This is a genomic window from Actinomadura luteofluorescens, assembly GCF_013409365.1.
Classification (GTDB): Bacteria; Actinomycetota; Actinomycetes; order Streptosporangiales; family Streptosporangiaceae; genus Spirillospora; species Spirillospora luteofluorescens.
On sequence record NZ_JACCBA010000001.1, the window covers coordinates 3650664 to 3670216 of the forward strand.

Annotated in this window: 13 protein-coding genes; 4 read left to right on the top strand and 9 right to left on the bottom strand. The window is 71.0% G+C overall.

What is annotated here, in order from left to right; genetic code table 11:
- Nucleotides 1-39: 39 nt before the first annotated feature.
- From BJY14_RS16860 to blaOXA, 4 genes are all read right to left on the bottom strand, one after another.
- Nucleotides 40-2394 (bottom strand): arylsulfatase, encoded by a 2355-nt coding sequence (locus BJY14_RS16860; protein WP_179844479.1) that lies wholly within the window; start codon nt 2392-2394, stop codon nt 40-42.
- A gap of 134 nt (nt 2395-2528) precedes the next feature.
- Nucleotides 2529-3053, bottom strand: a complete 525-nt coding sequence (locus BJY14_RS16865) for an isoprenylcysteine carboxyl methyltransferase family protein (RefSeq protein ID WP_179844480.1) — start codon at nt 3051-3053, stop codon at nt 2529-2531.
- A gap of 4 nt (nt 3054-3057) precedes the next feature.
- Nucleotides 3058-4119, bottom strand: coding sequence for a type III polyketide synthase (locus BJY14_RS16870; protein ID WP_179844481.1), 1062 nt, complete (start codon nt 4117-4119; stop codon nt 3058-3060).
- A gap of 102 nt (nt 4120-4221) precedes the next feature.
- Nucleotides 4222-5112, bottom strand: a complete 891-nt coding sequence (gene blaOXA / locus BJY14_RS16875) for a class D beta-lactamase (protein WP_179844482.1) — start codon at nt 5110-5112, stop codon at nt 4222-4224.
- 251 nt (nt 5113-5363) lie between these two features.
- Here blaOXA and BJY14_RS44450 point away from each other — a divergent pair, with 251 nt between their 5' ends.
- The 3 genes from BJY14_RS44450 (at nt 5364) to BJY14_RS16890 (ending at nt 9942) form a co-directional block, all read left to right on the top strand.
- Entirely contained in the window at nt 5364-6911 is a 1548-nt protein-coding gene (locus BJY14_RS44450; RefSeq protein WP_218905432.1) for a serine/threonine-protein kinase, read from the top strand.
- Nucleotides 6912-7055: 144 nt separating this feature from the next.
- On the top strand, nt 7056-7202 hold the full coding sequence (locus BJY14_RS16885; RefSeq protein ID WP_179844483.1) for a hypothetical protein: 147 nt from the start codon (nt 7056-7058) through the stop codon (nt 7200-7202).
- On the top strand, nt 7183-9942 hold the full coding sequence (locus tag BJY14_RS16890) for a hypothetical protein (protein WP_179844484.1): 2760 nt from the start codon (nt 7183-7185) through the stop codon (nt 9940-9942). Before BJY14_RS16885 ends, BJY14_RS16890 begins: the two co-directional genes overlap by 20 nt.
- Before the next feature lie 159 nt (nt 9943-10101).
- Here BJY14_RS16890 and BJY14_RS16895 read toward each other — a convergent pair whose 3' ends face one another.
- The 3 genes from BJY14_RS16895 to BJY14_RS16905 form a co-directional block, all read right to left on the bottom strand.
- Nucleotides 10102-11232 carry a TolB-like translocation protein gene (locus BJY14_RS16895; RefSeq protein WP_179844485.1) on the bottom strand — a complete coding sequence of 377 codons (1131 nt, stop codon included), beginning with the start codon at nt 11230-11232 and terminating at the stop codon, nt 10102-10104.
- 373 nt (nt 11233-11605) lie between these two features.
- On the bottom strand, nt 11606-13825 hold the full coding sequence (locus tag BJY14_RS16900; RefSeq protein ID WP_179844486.1) for a DUF4132 domain-containing protein: 2220 nt from the start codon (nt 13823-13825) through the stop codon (nt 11606-11608).
- Nucleotides 13826-13876: 51 nt separating this feature from the next.
- Nucleotides 13877-14458 carry a TetR/AcrR family transcriptional regulator gene (locus BJY14_RS16905; protein ID WP_179844487.1) on the bottom strand — a complete coding sequence of 194 codons (582 nt, stop codon included), beginning with the start codon at nt 14456-14458 and terminating at the stop codon, nt 13877-13879.
- A 284-nt stretch (nt 14459-14742) separates the two neighbouring features.
- On the opposite strand from BJY14_RS16905, the gene BJY14_RS16910 reads away from it, so the two are divergent.
- Nucleotides 14743-15081 (top strand): hypothetical protein, encoded by a 339-nt coding sequence (locus BJY14_RS16910; protein WP_179844488.1) that lies wholly within the window; start codon nt 14743-14745, stop codon nt 15079-15081.
- Here BJY14_RS16910 and BJY14_RS16915 read toward each other — a convergent pair.
- Together BJY14_RS16915 and BJY14_RS16920 are read right to left on the bottom strand one after the other, a co-directional pair.
- Nucleotides 15068-17014, bottom strand: coding sequence for a hypothetical protein (locus BJY14_RS16915; RefSeq protein ID WP_179844489.1), 1947 nt, complete (start codon nt 17012-17014; stop codon nt 15068-15070). The two genes, BJY14_RS16910 and BJY14_RS16915, sit on opposite strands and share 14 nt — an antisense overlap.
- 223 nt (nt 17015-17237) lie before the next feature.
- Nucleotides 17238-19550 (bottom strand): AAA family ATPase, encoded by a 2313-nt coding sequence (locus BJY14_RS16920; protein WP_179844490.1) that lies wholly within the window; start codon nt 19548-19550, stop codon nt 17238-17240.
- Between the last annotated feature and the right edge of the window lie 3 nt (nt 19551-19553).

Consider the following 19553-nt stretch of genomic DNA (forward strand, 5'->3'; position numbering starts at 1 on the left):
ACTGCCCCGAGTCCGCGCGGTACGCGTTCGCCGAGGCGGTCAGTCGACCATGAGCCAGCCGCGCACCTCGGCCTCGTGGTCGATGAAGCGGTCGCCGGAGACGTCGATGACGACCTTGTCGATGGCGCCTCCGGTGAACCGGAACGGCGGCCGGTAGTCGGGGGTGACGGGCGAGCCGTCGGCACGGCCCACGCAGATCCCGTCCCCGACGGGGCAGAAGTAGCTGGGCTGGGTGATGATGCGGGCGTCGGCCACCTGGCGCTCGTTCACGTACAGGGTGAGGAGGCCCGACATCCCGGGCATCTCGGGGTCGGTGCCACGTTCCTCGGCCTTGAACTCGGCCGTGAACGTGTGCCTGCCCCGCTCAAGGGACAGGTCGGCGGTGACGACCTGCAGGCGGCTGCCCACCCAGTTGTAGGCGTACGTCAGGCGGCCGTCCTTGATGTACAGGCTGTGCCCGCCGGAGACACCGCCATGGGCGAACAGGACGCCCTCGACGTCGTCCGAGTGGAGTTCGACCCCGGCGACGATGGTGTACGACCGGCCGTTCGTCATGACGCCTGACTGCTCGGGCACCGGCGCGCAGTCGGGGTAGTAGACGTAGCGGTCGCGGCGCGGTGTGCCCTGCGGCCGTTCGGCGAGGGTCTGCTCCAACGCGGTGCGGTCGTCGAGCGGAAGCCCGTTGTAGAGGCCGGCGTGGTAGTGCCACAGGCCCTTGAGCCGCTCCAGCCGCTCGGGCTCCCGGGCGGCCAGGTTCGTGCTCTGGGCGCGGTCGCGGGTGAGGTCGTAGATCTCCCACTCGTCTTCCTCGAACCTGCCCCAGCCGCTCAGGGGCGGGTGGACGGTGCAGGCCAGCCACCCGTCATGGTAGATCGCGCGCTGCCCCAGCATCGCGTAGAACTGCGTGAGCTTCCCCGGCGCCGAGGGGTCGGTGACGGAGGCCGCGAAGCTCCGCCCCTCGATCGGGCTCTGCGGGCGTCCCCTCAGAACCTCCGGGGGCTCGACGCCCAGCAGGTCGTAGAGCGTCGGCGTGACGTCGACCGCGTGGACGTACTGGTGGCGCACCTGGCCGCGGGCCTTGATCTTGGCGGGCCAGGCGACCAGGCACATGTCCGCGACGCCGCCCTCGTACCCGGCCCAGCGCTTCCAGTACGGGAACGGGGTGTCGAACGCCCACGCCCACCCGGTGTTGTAGTGGTTGTAGGAGGTGGGGCCGCCGAGTTCGTCGATGTGCTCCAGGGACAGCTCGGCGGGGGTGGGCAGGCCGTTGAAGAACCGCCACTCGTTGAACGTCCCGTCCGGGCCGCCCTCGCCGCTGCCGCCGTTGTCGGAGACCGCCACGATGATCGTGTTGTCGAGCTCGCCGGAGGACTCCAGGAAGTCGATCACCCGGCCGAGCTGGTCGTCGGAGTAGGACACGTAGCCGGCGAAGACCTCCGCCATCCGGGCGAACAGCCGCCGCTCCCCCTCGCTCAGGGAGTCCCACGGACGGACCGTGTCGAGCTCCGGCCACGGCTGCCCCGCCGGGCCCGTCGCGTCCGGCTCGCCGTGCGGGTTGATCGGGGAGAGCTCGGTGTCCTCGGGCAACAGGCCGATCTCCTTCTGACGGCGCAGGATCTCGGGCCGGATCGCCTCGTAACCCTCGTCGAAGACCCCCTTGTACCTGTCGGCCCACTCCGTGAAGACGTGGTGCGGCGCATGGGCCGCGTCCAGCGCCAGGTACATGAAGAACGGCTTGTCCGGCTGGACGGCCTTGGCGTCACGGATGAACTGAATGGCCTTGTCGGACAGGTCCTTGGCTATGTGGTAGCCCTCCTCGGGCGTCCCCGGCGTGGCGACCTGGTGGTTGTCGTGGACCAGGGTCGGATACCAGGAGCTCGATTCGCCGTTGAGGAAGCCGTAGAACCGCTCGAACCCGCACCCGAGCGGCCAGCGCCCCTTGTAGGCGGCCATGCTGGTCTCCCACCCGGGCGCCAGATGCCATTTGCCGACGCAGTAGGTGTTGTAGCCGCGCTCGGCCAGGACTTCGGAGATGAACCCGTTCCCCTCGGGGATGCGGGTGGAGATCCCGGGGAAACCGGCGCCGAACTCGGCGACCGTGGCCATTCCGTTCGACGTCGCGTTCCGGCCGTTCAGCAGCGAGGCCCTGCTCGGCGAGCACAGCGCGGTGGTGTGGAAATTCGAGTAGCGCAGGCCCAGGTTCGCGATCCGGGTCATCGTCGGCGTCTTCACCGGGCCGCCGTAGCAGTCCATCGTCCCGTACCCGACGTCGTCCCACACGATCACCAGCACGTTCGGGGACCCCTTGGGCGCCCACGGGGACAGGAACGGCTCCCAGTCCGGCTCCGAATCACGGATGTCCAGAGCGATCCTGCCCTTGAAGCCCTTCGCCATGACGCCTCTCCCCCGCGTGCGCTTCCTCCGCTCACCGGTGCGCTGCCGCCGGATACGTTCCCTCCGTGGGCGGCGGCGGTACCGGCACCGCGTCAAGGCCTCGCGATGAAATGGTCACCTCGGGGCGGCGCGCCTCATGCGGGAGTGGTGCCGGCGGCGTGGTTCAGAGCGGTGTTCTCGGTCCTGATGCGGATTCTCAGGAGGCCCAGGTTCACGACGGTGAACAGCAGGGCGGTGATCCAGCAGGTGTGCACCAGCGGCAGGGCGATGCCCTCGACGACGACCGCGACGTAGTTGGGGTGGCGCAGCCGGCGGTAGGGGCCCCGGTCAACCAGCGGCAGGTGCGGGACGATGATGACGCGGGTGTTCCACCGTCTGCCGAGGGTGGCGATGCACCACCAGCGCAGCCCCTGGGCCAGGACGGCGAGGGCCAGCATCGACCAGCCCAGGATCGGGACGAACGGGCGGTCGAGCAGCCGCGCTTCGAGCAGCGCGCCGCCGAGGAGGCCGACCTGGGCGGCGACGATCCCCAGGTAGTGCCCGCGGCCGTACTCCACACCGCCCCTGCTCCTCGCCCAGGCCTGGTTCCGGCGCGCCACGATCAGCTCGGCGATCCGCTCGGCCCCGACGAGCGCGATGAGCAGCGTGAACCCGATCACGGGTTCACCAGCGCAGCAGGAGCAGTTCGGCGGAGAACCCGGGGCCGAGCGCCATCAGCAGCCCGGGTTCGCCGTCCGGCGGACGGCGCCGTTCGATCGTCTCCTGCAGCACGTTGAGCACCGAGACCGAGGACAGGTTGCCGACCCTCTGCAGGGATTCCCAGGTCAGGTCGAGTTCGCCGTTCCCGAGGGCGAAGGCCTCGGCGATCGTCTCGATCACCTTCGGCCCCCCGGGGTGGCAGACCCACGAGGTCACCTCGCCGGGAGACAGACCGTGCTCACCGAGGAAGGCGGTGACGTCGCCGGCCAGCGTCGCCTCGACGTGGTCGACCAGGTCGGCGGCCAGGACGATCCGGAAGCCGTGCTCACCGACGTCCCATCCCATGAGCCGCTGGGTGCCGGGATAGAGCTTGCTGCGGGTCGCGACGACCTGCGGCCCCCAGCGGACCGGCAGCCCCGGACCGGTCTCGCGGTCGCCCCCGACCGCCACGGCGGCCGCGGCGCCGTCCCCGAACAGGCCGCTGGCCACCAGGTTGGCCAGCGAGCCGTCGTCGCGCTGCGCCGTCAGCGAGCACAACTCGACGCAGACCAGCACCGCCACCTGGTCGGGCCACGCGCGCAGGTAGTCGTACAGCCGCGACAGTCCCACGGCACCGGCCGCGCATCCCAGCCCGAAGATCGGTACCCGCTTGACGTCGTCCCGCAGGCCCAGGCGCTGGGCCAGGGACGCGTCCAGCGAGGGGGTGGCGACCCCGGTCGAGGAGCAGAAGACCAGCTGGTCGACCTGCGACGCGTCGACCCCGGACGCCTCCAGCGCGCCCCGGGCGGCCCGCTCCCCGAGGGCCAGCGCGGTTTCGGCGTAGACGCCGTTCGCCGTGGTGAAACCGTCGAGGTTCGCGTACTTCTCGATCGGCAGGGCCAGGTACCGGCCCATCACCCGGGTGGCGGAGTGGAAACGCTCCACCACCCGCCGATCGGCCGCGGTCGCCTCGACGACCGCCTCGGTGATCTCACGCTGGTCGTAGTGATGTTCCGGCAGGACGGTCTGAACAGCCCCTACACGCACAGCTCCCCCTAAGGCCACCCTCCCGCCCCTTACCCATCGGTGCGGCTTGTACCAGCCGGACGGGTTCGATGGGGCGATCAGGTGGCCCGTGAAAGGGGATGCTCACGCAGCGGGCAGCACGTTCAGCCGCTGCAGCAACTCGCGCGAGACCGTGGCGCGCTTGGCGGCGTCGCCGTCCTTCACGACGTCGAGGTTCAGCGCGAAGGTGTAGACGCGTCCGTCGCGCTCGACCCACCCGGCCCACCAGCCGGTGCCGGGGCCGGGGGCGTTCTGCCAGCCCGACTTCGCGTACAGCTTGTACCCGTCCTTCTCCTCCTGCTTGATCAGGTCGCGGACGGTGCGCTGGTGCTCGCGCGAGGCGGGCAGGCGTTGCGCCGCCAGCCGCTCCATGAACCGGGTCTGCTCCACCGCCGAGATCTCCAGCGGGCCGTCCAGCCAGAACCGGTCCACCTTCGGCCCGGTCTGGCGGTTGCCGTAGCCGAACCGGTGGAGCCACTGCCGTTCGCGCTTCAGGCCGATACGGCGGGCGATCACCTGGAACGCCGCGGCGTTGGAGATGCGGATGGCCTCCCGCATCGTCATGTCCTGCTCCCATTCGGGGAACGGCTGCGGCGTCCCGTCCCAGGGGATCACCTCGTCGGGGCTCTTGACCACCCCGGTCTCCAGGGCGACCAGCGCATGCGGGACCTTGAAGGAGGAGGCGGGCACCAGCCGGGTCTCGGCGCGCCGCCGGTCCACCACGGTCGTGTTCCGGGTCTTCACGTCCAGCAGCGCGAACGAGCCGTGCACGCCCGCCGCGTCGAAGACGGCCAGCAGATCGTCGCGTACGGTGACGCCGGGCCGGATCTGATCGGTGGCGGCGACGACGGCGGCGCCGCGCGGGGGCGAGTCCTGGGCGCCCGCGCCGCACGCGGCGGTGCCGAAGAGGGTGAGCGCGGCGAGGGCGGTGGCACCCAGCCGGACGCGCGTAGTTCCGGAAGAAGGCTTGATCATGAGGTCACTCGATCATCGCGCGACCCCTCCTGTCCAATATGGATATCAATCACCGATCAGGATCGAATTACATATCATTGCCGGTCAGCGTCGTGATCTCACGATTTCGGGAGGGTCTCGTCGGCAAGGTTCGAACATCCAATGAGAGGGACCGGCTCGCCGGTCGGCCTCGTGCGGTCACGCAGACACAGTTGTCTGCCAGTTGGTCGGAACACCTTCTTCCGGCCGTTTCACACCGATAGGTTCTGCTCATGGGCTGGGACGGTGACGGGGTGCTGGCGGGCCGGTACCGGAACCTCGGCCGGATCGGCCAGGGCGGCATGGGCTCGGTGTGGCGCGCCCATGACATCGACCTCGACCGCGAGGTCGCCGTCAAGGAGCTCCGGGTGCCCGAACAGGCCACCGACCAGGAGCGGCGCGTCTGGTACGCCCGGATGGAACGCGAGGCCCGCGCCGCCGCGCGCCTGAGGCACACCGGCATCGTCACCGTCTACGACCGGGTGACGAGCGACGACGGCCGTCCCTGGATCGTCATGGAGCTGGTCCGCGGGCGCTCCCTCGAACAGCTGCTGGCCGAGCGGCCGGCGCTTCCCCCGGACCAGGTCGCCGCGATCGGGCTCGCGATGCTGGACGCCCTTTCGGCCGCCCACGCGCAGGGCGTCGTCCACCGCGACGTCAAGCCCGCCAACGTGCTCCTCGAAGGCGACCGGGTCCTGCTCACCGACTTCGGCATCGCCGCGCTGGAGGGCGACGTCACCATCACCCGGTCGGGGATGGTGCTGGGCACGCCCGCCTACATGTCCCCCGAACAGGTGGAGGGCAAGGCCGTCACCCCGGCCTCTGACCTGTGGTCCCTGGCCGCCACCCTGTATGCGGCGGTCGAGGGGCGCCGTCCCTTCGACGGGCCCAGCCATGGAGCCGTCTTCGTCGCGATCGCCACCCGGCAGCCGCCACCGCCGCGGTGCGGTGGGCCGCTGGCGCGGGTCCTGAACGGACTGCTCCGCAAGGAACCGGACGACCGCCTCTCACCCGCCCAGGTCCGCGACCTGCTCAACGCCGCCCTGAACCCCACCGCTGACGCCGCCGCCACCGCGGCCGACGCCGGACCGCCCATCCCCCACCGCCCGCACCGCACCGCACTCCTCCACCCGCCTTCCAGAGAAATCCCGCTCCCCCGCCACCGAACGGTCCTCGTCAGAGCCGCCCTTCTGTTCACCGCGCTCGCCGTTCTGGTCTTCCTCGCCGCGCCATGGAGCGATTCCAGTGGGGATTTCCCTCTGGACACGGACGTGGGTAAGCGGATCATCCTGCTGCTACCAGTGGTCGCCGCGTTCGTCCTCATGTGCGGGCTCTGGTTCCTGCCGCACAGGCCGACGCTCGTCCTCGTCCTCGTGTTCGCGATCCTCGGCGGACTCCATCTGGAACCCCTCATCGTGCACGTGTACCGAACGTCCGGCACCGTCTCGGTCATCGAGCCCAACATCGGTTTTGAGATCTCCTGGACGCTGAGCACGCTCGCGTTCATGTTCGCCTTCACCGCGGCGAACCCATCGCTCGCCGGACGGGTGACGGCCCCGCCCGCCCGCTTCGCCCTGCTCACGGTGGCCGTGCTCGTCGAAGGCCTGGTGGCCCTGCTCTGGGTCATGCCCATCTACTGGGCGGCGGGAAAAGGCCTGGACCTGGACCTGGACCGCCACGCCGCCCTCATCGCCCTTCTCATGCTCCTGGGCCTGGTCTGGTTCGGCGTCCAGCCGTTCATCTGGTCGGGCAAGATCAGATCCGAGTTCTCCCGCCACTGACCGGACATGTCGTGCGCGGCGCCCGCGACCGAGGTCGCGGTCCGTTCCCGTGTTGCGGAACCGATCATGGAGGCGGGCCGTCGCAGGGTTTCGCGGTCGTTCAGGAAAGCAGGGACGAAGGACGAGATGACTCAGTTTCCGCAAGTGCCGGCACCGGCGGACCTCGCCGCCGCCGGGCCCAAGGGCGCCAAGAAGATGCTGACCAAGGCCGCGGACCCGCTGCCCGCCGCCGAACTGGCGCCGTTCTTCGAGCAGGCCCTGCCGGGAACTGGTGCGGGCGGGCGAGAGTGAGCTCGCGTTCTGGGCGTTCGGGCAGGCGCGCAAGGTCGAGAAGGACCATCCCGCGCTGCTCGACCTCGACCGGGTCCAGGACGTCTTCCTCGAACTCGTGCCCGCGGGCGGCGTCGGACCGGCCGCGCTGCGCGACTACGCCAAGACGCTCGCCGCGGAGTTCCCGGCGGAGGAGGCGCACGCCCGCTTCCGCGCGGTGATCTGCGCGGGGTTCGACGCCGGGCTCATCCCGTACGCCCGGATCTTCCCCGACCTGCGCACGCTGGCCCGCGCGGCGAAGATCAAGAAGCGGGACGAGGAGGAGTTCCTGGCGGAGCGGCTGCTGCGCGCCGGGCTCATGCCCGTCGCGTCCCACCAGATCTGGGCGGCCGCCCGCGAACCGCTCGCCGCGGTGGCCCGACGCGACGACGCCCTGATGGAGCGGCTGATCGCCGCCGAACCCGACTCCGCCCACCACGACGAGGAGAGCGGCGAGGAGGTCGCCGAGGAGATCCGGCAGATGTGGCTGGAGTGCCTGGCCGCGAGCGGCGCGGGGGCGCACCTGTCGGCGCACTGGTTCGGCCACGACGGACGGGGGTGCGCGGCCGCCGTCCTGCTGGAGCTAGCCGACCAGGCGGGGGAGCGCCTCTTCCCGGACGCCGAGGTGGTGTACGGCGACGAGACCGACCCGGCGCTTCCGCCTCGCGACTACCGGAACATCCTTCCCCAGAACGAGATGGGCACCGACGCGCCCCGCTGGTGGGGTTCGAACTTCGACGCGGGGCAGCAGGCCGCGGACGTGGCGTCCGGGCCGGAAGGACGCGACCGCTTCGCCGCCCTGCTCGACGCGTTCGTCCGCGACATGGGGTACTACGGCAACGTCGACTACCCGGCCACGGTGAGAGCGCTCTGGGACCTGCCGGAGACCCGGGAGGTGCTCAGCGAAGCCGTCGAGGGCTGGAAGGCCGACGCGGGCCGCCCGGACCTGCCCTTCCTCCACACCGCGCTGCAACGGCTGGTGCGGCTCACCGGCCGCAGCGGAGGTCTCCTCGACCTGGAGCCCGGCGTCGCCGAGGGGCTCGACCCCGCCGACCCCGTGGACGCCCTGCTGGCGGCTCTGCGCGGCGGCATTCCCGCCGAACTGGGCGTGCCCGGTGACGGGACGCCGTCGAAGTCACCGAAAGCGGGCCGGACGATCATCCAGCACCTCGGGTACCTCACCGTCACCGAACGGTCCTGGCACGCCTACGCGTCCGTCAGCGGCGACGACTCCCTGGGGGTGAGGCTTCCCCAACTGCCCGACGGGATGCTGCCCTGGTACGACGGCGAGACCGCCGTCCTGTCACGGGTGAAGGACGGCGTCTGGCAGTCCTTCCGGGTCGAGGGGCAGACGGGCCAGACCGTCGCGCTGACCCTGGACCCCGACACCGCCACCGCACGCCCCCAGGCGCCGGGGACCGCCGAGGTGACGTTCCCGGGCGCCGCCGGGCCGAGCGAGGTCCGGTCGGGCCGCGGCGCGATCACGGTCACCGCCCCCGACGGGACCCGGACGGCCCGGCTGCCCTTCTCACCCGTCATGAGCACCAAGGGCGGGCTCGTGCCGCCGCCCGGCTGGTGGCCGCGGCGGGACCCGGCGGACCCGGCCGGGTCGGCGGCGCTGCGGCGGCTCGGCCGCGAGGGGGCGGCGCGCCTGCTGGAGGCGGCGCTGGCCGGACCGCGCGCGGCCGCCGGCGCGCTGGAGGCCGTGCTGCCCGAGGTGACCGCGCCGCCCCTGCGCGACGGCGTCCTCGCGGCGGCCCGCACCGCGGCCGAGTGCCTCCTTCTGGCGATCGAGGTGCGGAACCGGATCGGCCGTCCCCAGCCTCCGGCGCTGCCCGCGCTGGTCTCACCGGCCACCGGGCTCCCCTTCGAGCGCACCGCGGCGCAGACGAGATGGCTCGTGCGCCAGCGCCTCATCGCCCGCGCGCTGGAGTCGGCGACGAACGACGAGCCCGAGGCCGGCGAGCCCTACCTCGTCCGGACGGTCTCCCTGCCGCCCCGGGCCTACGTGGGCGTCGAGCCGGACACCCTGGCGGGCTACGCGCTCCCGGCCGTCCTGCCGTGGACTCCTGACTCGCAGCGCGAACGCATCCTCGACGTCCTGCGCCTCTGGGCCAACGCTCCGATCGGCGACGGCACGGGCTCCTGCCGGATGCTGCGCCTCACTCCGGCGGGCGCCGAGGGGCAGACCCGCGCCGAACACCAGATGGTCGACAGGCGGCTGGAGAAGGAGGCGCCCGGGGAGCTCTGGCGCACCCCCGGCGGCGCCCTGCTGATCCTGGACTACCAGCGGCGCGACCGGACCGCGACGGCCGTGGAGTACGCGCCCGGAGGCGAGTTCGACCAGGACGGGCCGCCCGGCTGGCAGGCGGCCCGGGCCCCGGTTCCCTGCTGGGGCGACGCCGACCGCGTCGTCCGGCTCATCCGGTTGCTGGCCGATCGCGGCCCCGCGCCCATCGATGCCGCCGCCACCGTCCGCGATCTGGCGGAACGTGCGGGATTCGGGTTGGCGGACGCCGTCGCGGTCTGCCGGTTCCCCGCCGACATCCTGGACGAAGACGTCTCCGCGACCGGCGCCACGGTCCCCTACCCCATGCGGGACGCGGTAAGGGAACGCCTACTGCCCGACAACCCGGCCGACCTCTGGACCACGGGCCTCGACGTGGACGCGGCAGCCGACTGGTGGCGCACCCACGGCGAGACCAAGCCCGCAAAGCCGTGACCTAGGGCCTTTCTCGAAGTGGCCTCGGCCACGCACGCGAAAGCGTGACCTGCCCGGTGCCGCGAAGCCAGAGGCGAGCGAAGTGGGCCGGGACTGAAACAGGCCGGCGGCCCGCACGCGATGTGCGTGCGGGCCGCTTCTGTCAGTCGTTCCGACCCGTCACGCCCGGGTGCTGACGAAGGCGTCACCAGAGCCGTTGGTGTCGTTGGCCACGAGGTTGGACGCGGCCGACCCGAACAGGACGGTGCGCCCGTCGCCGCTGATCCCCATGGCCTCGCTGCGGCCGTCGCCCTGCTCGCCCGTGGCGCTCACGGACACCCGCGTCGTCGCCTGGGTCAGCAGGTCCGTGACGAGGACATCGATCTTTTCGTTCGTGTCCTCATCCGGGGTCAGGTTCGTGGCGCGCGACTCGTACGTGACGAAGCGTCCGTTCGCGCTCATCGAGGGCCACGCGCTGTCACCGTTGCCCGGAGCGCCTCCAGTGCCGACGCTGACCTGCCGGGTCGTGCCGCTCCGCAGGTCCCGGCGGTACACGTGGGAGGTCCCGTCGTCGGATGCGCCGCCGAAGGCGACGTAGCGGCCGTCCGCGCTGATCGAGGGTGAACCACTGCCCAGCGTGAACTGCTCGCCCGGCACGGTGAGGCTCGCCCGCGTGGTCGTCAGGGCCGTCCGGTCCCGGACGAACACGTCATACGTGTCGTTGGTGTCGTCCGGGACGGCGTTCGAGGCCTTCGACGTGAACGCGACGTAGCGGCCGTCCGCGCTGATCGACGGCTCGCTGCTGGACTCCCAGAGCGGTTCGCCGGCGGTGCTCAGGCTGACCGCTTCGGTGGTTCCCGCCGCCACATCCCGGAGGTAGACGTTGTGGTAGCCGTTGTCGACCCCGGGCACGAGGTTCACCGAACTGGAACTGAAGGCGACATAGCGGCCGTCGGCGCTCACCGACGGCGAGTACGCCGCGGAATTTCCCTGGTCCTCGTCGCTGTCGACGTGCAGGTTGGTCACGGCACCGGTCCACCGGTCCTTCAGGAAGACGTCGTACGTCCCGTTGGCGTCGCCGGCCACCAGATTGGAGGCCTGCGAGGTGAACGCGACGTAGCGGCCGTCCGCGCTGATCGAGGGGTCGGAGCTTTTCCCGTTCCCCTCCGCGCCCGTGCCGGAGACGCTCAGCCTCTCGGTCCTGCGCGTCCAGCGGTCGCGCATGAAGACGTCCGGTACGCCGTTGGTGTCGCCGGGCACGAGGTCGGTGGCCGCGGAAGTGAACACGATGTAGCGGCCATTGCCGCTCACAGCGCCACCCCACCTGGACCAGTCCGAGTCCAGCCCGCTGTCGGCGTTCCCCTCCGCGCCGGCGCTGCTGACACTGACCCGGCTGAGCGAGAGGACGGGGTCCGCTGCCACTCCCGACTCAGCGCCGGCGGCCTGAGCCAGCGCGATCTGCATCGTTACAGCAATGGCCGCCATGGGTAGAACAATGTGTGCGCCGAGCCCGCGTCGCGGCATGCATCCATCTCCTCACAGTGGGTGTGATCATGCATTGACAACTGCTTGACGCATGTGCGGGGCGAACGGATTACAGCACCGCTGGAAAAGCCATTCGCCGGGCTCGATAAGTGCGCGAGACCCGTTTCGCGGAGGGGCTTCGATTTGTCAGGGCGCCGGTTCACTCGGTGAGGCGGTGCAGGTCGGCGATGACCTCGGAGGCGGCGACGGGGTCGAGTTCGCCGAAGGCGAGCGGACTGCCGGAGTGGCGGCCCGTCATGAGCATGACGCGGCCGATGTGCTGCTCGGCATGCTCCTCGGGGTCGAAGACGCGGATGCCGGGCTCGAAGGTGACCATCACGTGCCGGTCGTCCGGGGTCATGCGCATGATCTGCCGGCGGAAACCGCCGGTCTCCTTCTCGCCGATCTCCCAGCCGCGCGACGTCATGCCGAGGATCCTGCCGAAGTGGACGGTGCCGCCCTCGAAGCGCCGCAGGCGGTCGCCGCCCCGTTCGTCCTCCCGGAGGGTGTGGACGGGACGCCCGAGCTGCGGGAACGGCTGCAGGATCTCGTAGTCGGCGAGGATCGCGGCCCAGGCTCGGACGGCGGCCTCGCCGAGGACGAGCGGGTGCGGCAGCGCGACCTGGACGTCGCCGGGAAGCGTGAAGGCGTCCTCGTGGACGTCGGCGAGGGTCCCGTCCTCGGCCACCCGGAACGTGTCCGCGCCGGCCGACCACACCAGGCGGCGGGCGAGGTGGCGCATCAGCGGATGCTCGACGAACAGGGAGGCGAACTCTCCGGCCGTCCAGGTGCGCCCGGCCGCCATCGCCGCCTCCAGGCGCCTGATCTGGTCCGCGGCGACCGTGCGGACCTCCTTCTTGAGGCCGGTGAAGCGTGCGTGGGCCGCGGGGGCGAGGGCGGCGTCGTCCTTGACGCCCGGTTTCGGCAGCGTCTTGCGGGGCTTGCCGCTCTCGTCGGCGACGAAGGGTCTGAGCTCCTCGTCGAAGCCCACCACGAAGCGGCGCGGCCCGTAGTCGAGCGTCAGGGAGCCGTCGGCGTCCAGGCCCAGATCGGGGACGAGCCGGTCGGCGAGCTGCTCCTGGGTGAGCCCGCGCCGTTCGGCGGCGTACTTCAGCAGCTCCCGCGCGGACCGCCCGATCCACTTCTGGTCCTCGGCCTTGTTCGCGAGCCGGTCGAGATGGCGGAGCGCCGGGTCGGTGCCGAGCCGGTGGAACAGGTTCAGCGCGGACTGCCCGCCCGCCTCCCACACGTAGGCCCTGGACCACCGTGCGACGATCGGCGCGAGCCGGTCGGCGGTCCCCTCGTCGCCGAACTCGGCCAGGGCGTACTGCACACCGGGCGACGCCCACAGCCTGGGATGGCGGTCGGCCTCGTAGAGGGCCCAGGCGAACTCGGCGAGCGACTCCGGGTCGAGAGGGGCGACGACCAAGGGCACGCCGGGGTACGGCTTGTGCTTCTCCGAGATGGACAGCATCGTCAGCAGATGCCGGGTCGCGGCCAAGGGGAGCGCCTGCCGGCGCTGGCGGAGCAGGAGCCGCGGCAGCTTCTCGGGGTCCCAGCCCTCCGGGAGGTCGGGCAGCGGATCGGGGTACACGTCGAGCGGGTCGGTGCGCAGCCGCGAGACCGCCTGCACCGCCTCGTCCCCGTAGTACCTGGCGGCCTCCACGAGGACGTCGTGGCCGTGCCGTTCCGCGACCCAGCGCAGCGCCGCCTCGGCGCGATCCCGCTTGGGGCCCGGCTTGCGCAGCGCGTCCGGGATCGTCAGCCGGACGGCCTCCACCCCGTGCACCTCGTACCAGGCCTCCTGCGCATGGTTGCGCCCGTCGCCACCGAAGTCCTTGATCATGCCTTGGGCGACGGCGTGGTCCAGGAAGGGTTCGAGAGCGTAGACGCTCCATTTCTTCTTTTTCAGCTGGTGCATCACCAGCGGGTAAGCGGCCATCTCATAGCGCGCCACCGCACCCCTGTCGGCACTGACGTTCGAGAAGTCGGGGAAGGCGTCCCAGTAGCGTTCGTCCGCGAGCAGTTTCTCGCCGAGTTCGCGGGGCGCCTGCATGACGAGCCCTATGTAGAGGCGCTCGAACCGCGACTTGGACTGCCACTCGCGCGGCTTCCACAGTTGAAGAGCGTCGCCGCTGGCGAAGAACGCGGCGAGTTCGTCCCAGTCGGTGTCCTCTGGCATGCGCGCCTGCCCGTACTTGTACGGGGCCTCCAGCCACTCCTCCCGCCGGCCGGGCGCCCAGCGGACGAGGGTCGGCTCTTTCGGCGGCTTCAGCTTGAGGACGACCGGTTCCCTCGTCCCGCCGGCCCAGGGCGGCTGGACGAGCAGGGCGGGCAGAGCGGCGGCGGGGGCGTCCTCAACGTGTGGATCTCGGCTCATCCTCGTGATTATTCCGGCCGGCGGGCGTCCCGGATCACCGCTTCCGGGGGCTCAGAGGGCGCTGCGCTCCAGCATGTCGTGCATGTAGGCGCGGAAGCGGCGAAGGGTCGGCGGGTGGTCCGCGAAGCGCCGCTCGCCGTCCGTGTCGACGATGCCCACGTGGATGAACCCGTTCACGATCCAGATGATGTTCCAGAGGCCGAGTTCGAGGTCGTAGTCGGCGCGCACCGCGCCCCTGAACATCTCGACCACGGCGGCGATCAACGGGCGGTACAGGCTCTCGACGTCCTGCACGTCGGCCGCGTCCCGGAGCCAGCGGTGCACCCACAGGGCCCGCATCTCCGGATGGGCCACCGAGTAGTCCAGGTACCGGTCGACCAGCGTGTGCAGGCCGGGCAGGTCGGGCGGGACGCGTTCCATCACGGCCCTCATGTGGGCGGCCTCGGCGTTGTAGTACCGGTTCATCACCTCCAGGTAGATCTGCCGCTTGTCCCCCACGAGGCGGCTGATCTCCGGCGGGCTCATCCCGGCGACCTCCCCGATCATCTGCAACGTGGTCCCGTCGTATCCGAGTTGCACGAAGAGCCTGCCCGCCGCCTCGACGACCAGCTCGCGTTCCTCCTGGGCAGCCACAGTCCCTCCCTTCGACGCCCCCCACATTCCGGTCGCACCTGCACAGATACCCACCGTCCGACCAGTGACGCCGTCCGTCCGGTGACGCCGTCCGTCCGGTGACGCCGGGACGCGCCGAGAGACTCGACAGAGATCATTTACGGCACGGGACGCTCGCCTCATCACACTCCGTGATGGTTCTGTCACCTTGGCGCGAACGCAGGCGTGCCAGCAGGGCGATCGTCACTCAGCGGCCTGGTCCGTACCGTTGGGCTCCCCCCCCGTCACTTCCCCCCGGAGGACTCATGAGGATGCCCTTACGCGCCGCGCTGACCGTCGCGGGCGCCGTTCTGGTGTCGGCCGCTCCCGCTCTCACTTTCGCGTCGGCGTCGACCGTCGGTGCGCGGGCCACCGGGACCTTCTTCTACCACTCCCCCGACTCGGGGGACGTGGAGATCGAGGACCCCGACAACGGCGAGTGCCGGCTGCTCTTGCAGGGCGCCACCAGCGCCGCCAACCGCACCGACGCCCGCGCCACCCTCTTCCTTGACCGGCTCTGCGAAGAACCGGCCGGCATCACCCTCAGTCCCGGCGAGGCCAGGACCTTCACGAGTCCTCTCCCGCACAGCGTCATGTTCGGGTGACCTGGTCCGCGTGGCCGTCACCGGTGCAGCGCCGGCATCGCGGGTTCTTCAGTGCCCTCGCTTCGCTGCATTCGCCGCAGTGCGGGCAGTAGGCCACCGCGCCTCTGACCCAGCACTGAGCGCTGAGGGCCTCGCTGCCGAACCTGTGGTCCATGGTGTCCCCGTCGGTTTCGACGGGGACACCCTCGTCTCGGCCGTTACCGTTCAGCACCGGATAGCCGCGATCGCACGAACCGCACCGCCTCAGTTCCCAGCTTGCTCTGCAGACGTCGCATGAGCCGCGGAACGTGGCTTTGTCCCGCACCTGAAAGGTTCGGGAGGGATCGCTTGAGGCGTTCCGGCAGAGGGGGCATCGGGCGAGTTCCGCCAGGCTCTCCGCAGCGGCCTTCACCTCGGCCTGCAACCGGTCGACCAGCTCGGCGTTGTCACCGCGCTGCATGAACTGGGCGGAGCGATGGCCGAGGGTCCCGATCCGGCGTCGCACCGCGGCGAGTTCATGGGATGCGGGCGGCCTCACGACGGAGAGGCCGTTCGCGCTCGTGACGATCCAGTCCGTCCCCTCCGCGATGGCGTTCGCATAGCGGGCCGGGCAGTCGACGCGTGCCGGGTATCGCGCGAACAGGTGCTGGGCGAGGGCCCAGCGGAGGCTGCGCGCCAGCCGCGTCACGCTGTCGATCTCCAACGGTGACACGGGAAGGAGCGACAGTGCCCGGGCGCCGCCGGACGGAGCGGGCGCCTCGCAGCCCTGGAACGTCCTGAGCCGAACGTGGAGTGGCAGCTTCTCGCGCGTCTCGCGCTGCCCGGGGTAGACGATCAGCGTGCGCGGCTCCGTCGTGGCCGCGGAGGCGATCGCCTCGATCTCCTGGGACACCCTGCCCGGCTGCTCCGAAGCGACGAGCGCGTGCGCGACCGGAACGACGCGCAACACGGGTTCGTCTCCGCAGCAGAGCACGAATGTTCCTGCCTGCTCCCATTGAAGGCCCACGGCCTCCGGGTACCGGCCGCCACATGAAACCTCTCCGCCGGGCCCGAACGAGCCTTCCGGAACCAGGTCCAACTGCGCCAGCGCATGCGTGAGGAGGAGGCCGGTGTACAGCGTGAACGATTCGCACCACTCCTGGATCCGGTCGTTGGTCGTCCCGGGCGGACCGTTCCCGCTCTTCGCGGCGACCCACGCCCGCCAGAGTTCGGCGGCTCGCCTGTATCTGTCGTCGTTCGTGAAGACGTTGGTGGTGCGCAGGACGGTGCCGACATCGGCGTGACGGTGGACTCCCGGCAGGATCGTCGGCCCGCGAAGTTCGACCAGCGCGTTGCGGAGCCTCTCCAAGCCCTCCCTCAACTGTTTGGCCCTCGTACGCCGGGTGCTGCTCTCGACGAGGCCTTCGATGAGGAGGAACATGTACCGGCTCACCCGCCATGGGCGTCCACTCGCGTCCTCCGCGTAGGTGCTCACGTCGTCGAGCATGGCCTCGATCCGCTCGACCTCGGCCAACCGTCCCTGCACGTGGTCCCAGAGATGGCCGACGAGCCTGGCGAGCACCCGGTTCTCGTAGAAGTCCAGATCGGTCTCGCGCGCAGGGTCGAGGAGGCGTCCCGGGCGAATGCCGTCGGGACGCAGCGCCGCCCAGTCCTCGCTGCGGGCGGTGAGCCGGGTGATGGCGGCGGGAGTGACGCGCCGTACCTGCGACGCCGGCACCAGCCGGTTCACCGCCCGCAGTCGGGCCACGGGCAGATGGCAAGCCGCGCGCAGATGCGGGAGGCAGCGCTCGATCACCTCGTCGATTTCGCGGGGGCGCAGGCGCTCGTCCATGTCGGCCCCGCCCATCAGCGGAGTCTCCGACAGCCACTCCTCCGCGGTGACGTCCCCCGCGACCAGCGAATCGAGCCTTCTGCCGATGGCCGTGACGATGTACGTCGTGATGTCGTCGGGCATGGCGTGATGCCCGAAGTCGCCCTCGTCACGGTGATGCCGGGTCTCGTCCCACAGCGTCCACGTCCCGTCCGCGGCGAGGTACCGGCCGGGGCGCACGGCCGTCGCGTTCAGGAAGAGGGGGCGGCCGCCGGGCGCGAAGAACAGCCTGCCGAGGGTCATGCGCCCACCTGGCGGCCGCTCCACCTCGCGCCCCAGCAGCCGGTCCCAGATCCGCACCGGCATGTCAGACGCCCCTCCGCAGATGGATCTCCTCGTCGAGCCGTTCGAGCGACCTGTGCGGGACGGTGCCGAACGGCGCCCAGAGCCCGGGCAGATCGTCGCGGAGTCCCTGGATCAGATCGAACGGGATCTCGAACCGGCCGCGCAGCTTGCGCAGGACGCGGGTCGCGAACGCGTGGTCGGCCGCCTGCCCCTGGCCGCCGCCCGCCGCGCACACGACCGGGACGAACGCCTCCAGGTACTTCATGGTCCGGGACCCGGACGAGATCCGGAAGTCCCGGAAGAGGCGGTCCCGCAGCTCGCCGTCCAGGAAGGCGAACACGCTCTGCGCGGCCTGCGCATGCGTCCGGCGGGCGCGCTCGAAAGCCGCTTCGAGGGCGCCGAGCGACGGCGGAGCCGGCAGCGGCGGGACGGGGTCCGGTTCGAACATCTGGGGGCGGGCGGGGAGTTCCAGCACGTGCGAACGGTCGTAGGTCTTGTCGGCGAAGGCCACCGTCGTCTCGTCGTGGTTGGCCGTGCCGATGAACCACACGTTCGGCGGGATGACGAGCTTGCGGCCGTCCACGAGCCCTCGGGGGGCCGGCTGGACCTCGGTCGTCATGAGCTCCAGGCTGGGCGGGGCGCCGTCCGGCTTCCTCGTCTGTCCTATCTGGTACAGGACCTCGCTGAAGTACTGCTCCGGGTGCGACAGGTTCATCTCGTCCAGTACGACGAAGAACGGACGGTCGGCGTAGGCGGGGCATCCGGCCCGGTAGAGCGCCTGGGTGAAGGGCGACTCGTAGAACCTGCGCTCGAAGGCGTTGAAGTACCCAACGAGATCCTGCGGGGTGCGCCAGTCGGCGCTCACCGGGACGAGAGCGGTCTCGGCCTGGAGGGCCTTGGCGAAGACGATCGGCAGCTGCGTCTTGCCGATGCCGCTGATCCCCTGGAGGAGATGCAGCCGCGACGCGGCCAGCCCTCCGAGGAAGAGGATCAGGTCCTCCTCGGCGTAGAACATGCGGTACTGCTGGGCGACATAGTTCCGGAGCCAGTAGACGAAACTGTCCAGCTGCGGGACCTGGCCCAGAAGGTCGTCGCGCCTCTCGTCGTGCTGCGCGTCCATCGCGCGGCACTCGGGGAAGGGCGACTCGCCCTCCTTCCGCGCCGTCAGGCTCTGGATGTCCTGGTGCAGTTCCTGGACGCGGACGCGGTAGGCGCCGACCGAGGCCTCCATGGCCTCCTTGGTGACCTTGAGCCGCTCGAGCTCCAGGGCGGTGATCTGATGGCCGGTGAGCTGCCGCTGCAACCGCTCGTTGTCCGCGACGAGCACCGCGCGCTCCTCCCGCCAGCCGCGCTCCGCCTCCTGGAGCCTGGCGAGCCGTTCCGTCACGTCCTCGGGCACCTGGCGCTGGAGGCGGAGGGCGGAGTTCTCGGTCCGCAGCTCCTGCAGCTCCTTCAGCACATCGCCGGGCGGCCGATGACCGAAGGCCCGGTCGATGCGGTTCCGCTCGTCGCGCTCCTTCTCCATGTCGGCGGTGTGATCCTGGAGCGCCCTGCAGCGCTGTTCCAGCTCCCTGGACCGCAGCTCGGCCCGTTCCACGGCCGCGGCGACGGCGTGCTCCACGCGTTCGATCAGCAGCGCGCGCGCATCGGCCAGGTCCTCGTCCCGGGCGTTCAGCTCGACCTCGAACTCCCGCAGGCGCGCCCGCTCCTCGGTGAGCTTCTCCGTCCGCCCGGCCAGTTCCCGGCGCTGCACTTCGAGATCGGCGCCGAGCGCGGCGCGGGTGCGGGCGTGCTCCTCCGCCAGCTCGCGCTGCCGGGTCTCGACTTCTCGCCGGGTGCTCTCCAGCGCCTTCCGGGCTTCGGCGAGCGCGGTCTCCTTCGCTCGTTCCCTGGCGGCGACGAGTTCGCGCTCCTCTTCGACCAGCCGCTTCTCCCGCTCGTCGAGTTCGCCGGTCCTCTTCTGGACGAGGTCCAGTTGCGCGGCCAGTTCCTGAGCGTCCTTCTCGATGGCGGCGAGACGCTCGGCCGCCTCCTCGGTTCCTCGCTCCAGGGCCTGCCGCGTCTCGTCCACACGCTCGGCGGCCTGCTTGAACAGGGCCACGGCCTCGGCGGCCTTCTGCCATTCGGTGGCGACCGCCCCGTCGTCCACTCCGCCGGCCGGGGGCTCCGCGGGCGCGGGCAGAGAGTCCTCACCTCCGACGGCGGCCATCGCCTCGGGACGTCGCGCTTCGGCCTCCTCCTCGGCCGCCTTCCGATTCACCGGCTTGGCGGCGGCCGGCCTGGTCCGGCGCTGGGGCGTCTGCCGACGCGCCTGGGCGGGGCGCTTCTTGGCCATCGT